Here is a 3,746-nt window from a genome sequence, read left to right as displayed (position 1 = left end):
CCCGCCCACGACACGGCCGTACGACCGTCACGCGTCCAGCTCCTCGTCGCCCCCCAGGCTCAGATCGACGTCGACGACCCCGTCGTGGTGGAACAGCTCGGCCGCCAGGTGCCCGGTGTCGGCGGTCCCCTCCAGCCGCAGCAGCACCCGGGCGGCCTGGTCCGTGCGGCCGGGCAGCTGGTCCACTCTGACCTGGAGGATACGGAAGCCGAGCCGGGTGCACGCCTCCATCAGCCGCGGCAGCAGCGCCCGGCCCGCCAGATACGTCAGCCGCACCTCGACCGTGGCGGGCACGGACCCGGGGGAGAGCCGGCCCGGCAGCCGGGAATAGCCGCGGACGACCACGAAGTGCAGCGCGGTGGTCGCCAGCGCCAGGATCGGCAGGCTGCCCCCGCAGGCCATGCCCACCGCGCAGGTCAGCCAGATGGTGGCGGCGGTGGTCAGCCCACGCACCGCGTCCCGCCGTACGAAGATCAGGCCGCCGCCGATGAACCCGATGCCGGAGACGATCTGCGCGGCCACCCGGGAAGGGTCGAACGACACGTTCTCCAGGCCGAGCACGCTGGTGAAGCCGTAGTGGGACACCTCCATCATCAGCGCGCTCGCGACCCCGACCAGGGTGTGGGTGCGCAGGCCCGCGCTCTTCTGCTGCGCCTCCCGCTCCCAGCCGATCAAGCTTGACAGCAGCAGCGCGAGCCCCAGCTCGGCGAGCTGGCGCAGGCCCTGCCCATTGCCCACGTCCCACAGCGGAACCGCAAGCCACGGCATGCGTCTCCCTCCGTCACGCCCCCTGCCCCCATTGTGTGGTCGGCGGGCACCCGGCGGGGGTACCCGACACAGGAGGAGGAAAGCGGGAGGAAGGCCCATGAGGTTCCGTGACCGCGCGCAGGCCGGACGGAAACTGGCCGAGCGGCTGCGCGCCCGCAGCGAGGCCGGCGCACTGCCCGACCCCGTCGTGCTGGCGCTGCCCCGCGGCGGCGTGGCGGTGGCCCGGGAGGTCGCGCGGGCGCTCGGCGCCCCGCTGGACGTGGTGGTCGTACGCAAGATCGGCGCGCCGTTCCAGGAGGAGTACGGCCTCGGCGCGATCGCCGGGGACGACCCCCCGCTGTTCGACAAGGCGGCCCTGCACGACCTCGGCCTGACCGAGGACGACCTCGCCCCCGTGGTGGAGCGCGAACGCGCCGAACTGCACCGCCGCATCCAGCGCTACCGCCACGGCCGCCCCGCCCCCGACCTGCGCGGACGTACCGCGATCGTCGTCGACGACGGCCTGGCCACCGGCTCCACCGCCCGCGCCGCCCTGCGCCACGTGCGGAGCCGGGGCCCCGCCCGCACCGTCCTCGCCGCGCCCGTCGGCGCGCCCGAAGCGGTCGAGGCGCTGAGCGGGGAGGCCGACGAAGTGGTCTGCCTCCACCGGCCGTCGTCCTTCACCGCCGTGGGCGTCTGGTACGACGACTTCGAGCAGCTGACGGACGACGAGGTCGTGCGGGCGTTGGCGTACCACTGAGAGGAGCGGCCCGTGCCCCGCATGGACCCCGACGAGGCGCGCCGGAGGTTCCGGTCCGTCCGGGTGGCGCGGCTGGCCACGGTGGACGCGGCGGGCCGTCCGCACCTGGTGCCGGTGGTGTTCGCGGCCCTCGGCGACGACCGTCTCGTGACGGCCGTCGACCGCAAGCCCAAGAGCACGGCCCGCCTCAAGCGCCTGCGCAACATCGAGGCCAACCCGTCCGTGTCCCTGCTGGCGGACGACTACACCGAGGACTGGGACCACCTGTGGTGGGTGCGCGCCGACGGCCGTGCCCGGATCGTGCCGCCCGGCGCGGTGGACGAGGCGACGACGGTGGAGTACGGCGCCGCGCTCGCCCGGCTGCTGCGCAAGTACCCGCAGTACCGCGACACCCCGCCGCACGGCCCGGTGATCGCGGTCGCCGTGCACCGCTGGACGGGCTGGCGGGCGGCCCCGTTTGGGACCGCGGGTTCTGGCTACGCGGCGGACAGCCGGAGTGTCCGCGGTCCGCGGAGTTCCGCGGAGCCGAACCGGGAGGTGCCCATGACCCGGCGAGTACGCGACGTGATGTCGCCCGGCGCGCTGGCCGTCGAGCCGATGACCACGCTGGAACGCGCGGCCCACGTGATGCGCGAGCAGAACGTCGGCGACGTGCTGGTGGCCTACGACTGCGATCTGTTCGGCGTGCTCACCGACCGGGACATCGTGGTCCGGGCCGTGGCCGAGGGCCGCGACCCGCACACCACGACCGCCGGCTCGGTCTGCACCCGGCCCCCGGTGGTCACCCTGACCCCCGACGACACCACCGACCACGCGGCCGAGCTGATGCGCCGGTACGCCGTACGCCGGCTGCCCGTCGTCGAACACGGCGGCTGCCCCGTCGGCATGGTGAGCCTCGGCGACCTGGCCGTCACCGAGGAGCCGAGCTCCGCGCTGTCGGACATCAGCAGGGCGGCCCCGAACCGCTGAGGCCCGAAACCACCGAGGCCCCGACGCACCGAGACGAGGAGACCCGTCCCCGTGTACGACGAACACCGCCGCACCGGCACCGAGCCCCGCACCGCCCGCAGTCCCCTCCGCCTGCGCCTGCTGCTGGCCTCCGTCTTCTTCCCCCTCTTCCTCGCCGGAACGGTCCTGTTCGCCACCTGGTCCGCCGACTCCGGCCCGGCCGACAGCCCCAGCGACACGGTCCTCGCCGTCCTCGCCGGCATCTGCGCGGCCCTGGCCCTGACAGCCGCCGTGGACCTCCTGGTCGTCGCCCGCCGCCTGCGCACCGAACGCCCCTGACCCCGACGGCCACCCGCGACGCCCTGAGGCGACACGCCCTTCCCCCGCGTGCGGCGCGCGCATGGAAAGGGGGCGTTGCGGGCCGCTCGTGGAGGCCCGCAACGCCCCCTGGTCTTCGCCGGGGCACGGCTCAGGAGTGGACCTGCGCGGTCACGAGGCCGGAGAAGGTGGTCACCCGGGTGTAGACACCCGGGTAACCCGCCTCGGCGCAGCCGTTGCCCCAGGAAGTGATCCCTGCCAGGACGCCCCCGATGATCAGGGGACCGCCGCTGTCGCCCTGGCAGGTGTCGACGCCGCCGGAGGAGTGTCCGGCGCACACCATGTCGCTCGCGACGAAGTCGGAGCCGTAGGAGTTCTGACACTCCGTGTCGGACACGACGGGCACCGTCGCGGTCCGCAGCTGGTGGGAGGGGGTGCCGTTCGCGGCGGTGGTGCCCCAGCCGAGGACGCGGGCGGTGGTGCCGGCCGCGTACACGCCGGTGTCGGCGGAGGAGACGTACTTCGTCGCTGCGTACGGCATCGGGGTGGTCAGGGTGAGGACGGCCACGTCGTTCCCCTCGGTGGCGTCCGTGTACTCCGGGTCGACCCAGATCCGGCTGACCTCGCCGACCGTGCCGTCGGTTCCGTCGAGGCGGGTGCGCCCGCCCACCACGCGCACACGGTCCGGGGTCTCGCCGGCCACGCAGTGCGCCGCGGTGACCACCTTCGTGGCCGCCACCAGGGTGCCGCCGCAGAACTGCCTGCCGGACGCGTCCGTGATCTGCGTGACGAACGGGTACTCCGCCGTCGTGGTCGGCGTGCCGCCGATGACGGGCCGGGGAGTGGCGACCGCGGAGGGGGCGGTCAGCAGCGCGGTCGCGGCGACGGCGGCGCCGGCCGTGAGCGTGGCGGCGGCGGGTCTGGCGCAGGTGAGGCCGAACATGCGTCTCCTCGGAGCGGGCCGGTGGGCTGT

5 protein-coding genes and 1 pseudogene are annotated in these 3,746 nt (G+C 74.5%); 4 read left to right on the top strand and 2 right to left on the bottom strand.

The window, feature by feature from the left end; genetic code table 11:
• Positions 1–27: 27 nt before the first annotated feature.
• Positions 28–768, bottom strand: a complete 741-nt coding sequence (locus tag C1I97_RS33205; RefSeq protein ID WP_111006739.1) for an MgtC/SapB family protein — start codon at positions 766–768, stop codon at positions 28–30.
• Between the two features lie 97 nt (positions 769–865).
• Between C1I97_RS33205 and C1I97_RS33200 the strand changes: the two genes are divergently transcribed.
• The 4 genes and pseudogenes from C1I97_RS33200 (at position 866) to C1I97_RS33185 (ending at position 2,794) form a co-directional block, all read left to right on the top strand.
• Positions 866–1,507, top strand: a complete 642-nt coding sequence (locus C1I97_RS33200) for a phosphoribosyltransferase (protein WP_111006738.1) — start codon at positions 866–868, stop codon at positions 1,505–1,507.
• 21 nt (positions 1,508–1,528) lie between these two features.
• Positions 1,529–1,942 (top strand): annotated as a pseudogene (locus tag C1I97_RS33195) (TIGR03668 family PPOX class F420-dependent oxidoreductase); the annotation flags it as partial.
• Between the two features lie 108 nt (positions 1,943–2,050).
• Entirely contained in the window at positions 2,051–2,476 is a 426-nt protein-coding gene (locus tag C1I97_RS33190; RefSeq protein ID WP_111006740.1) for a CBS domain-containing protein, read from the top strand.
• 51 nt (positions 2,477–2,527) lie between these two features.
• Complete coding sequence (locus C1I97_RS33185) at positions 2,528–2,794, top strand: DUF6343 family protein (RefSeq protein ID WP_111006737.1); 267 nt, start codon at positions 2,528–2,530, stop codon at positions 2,792–2,794.
• 130 nt (positions 2,795–2,924) lie between these two features.
• On the opposite strand, the gene C1I97_RS33180 is transcribed toward C1I97_RS33185, so the two are convergent.
• Complete coding sequence (locus tag C1I97_RS33180; protein ID WP_111006736.1) at positions 2,925–3,716, bottom strand: S1 family peptidase; 792 nt, start codon at positions 3,714–3,716, stop codon at positions 2,925–2,927.
• Between the last annotated feature and the right edge of the window lie 30 nt (positions 3,717–3,746).

Source organism: Streptomyces sp. NTH33 (assembly GCF_003236365.1).
In the GTDB taxonomy this organism is placed as follows: domain Bacteria; phylum Actinomycetota; class Actinomycetes; order Streptomycetales; family Streptomycetaceae; genus Streptomyces.
This window is presented reverse-complemented; position numbering and strand designations above follow the sequence as displayed.

Coding starts and splice junctions, on each gene's coding strand:
- C1I97_RS33180 (WP_111006736.1), bottom strand. CDS start 3,716: ATGTTCGGCCTCACCTGCGCCAGACCCGCCGCCGCCACGCTCACGGCC.
- C1I97_RS33200 (WP_111006738.1), top strand. CDS start 866: ATGAGGTTCCGTGACCGCGCGCAGGCCGGACGGAAACTGGCCGAGCGG.
- C1I97_RS33205 (WP_111006739.1), bottom strand. CDS start 768: ATGCCGTGGCTTGCGGTTCCGCTGTGGGACGTGGGCAATGGGCAGGGC.
- C1I97_RS33190 (WP_111006740.1), top strand. CDS start 2,051: ATGACCCGGCGAGTACGCGACGTGATGTCGCCCGGCGCGCTGGCCGTC.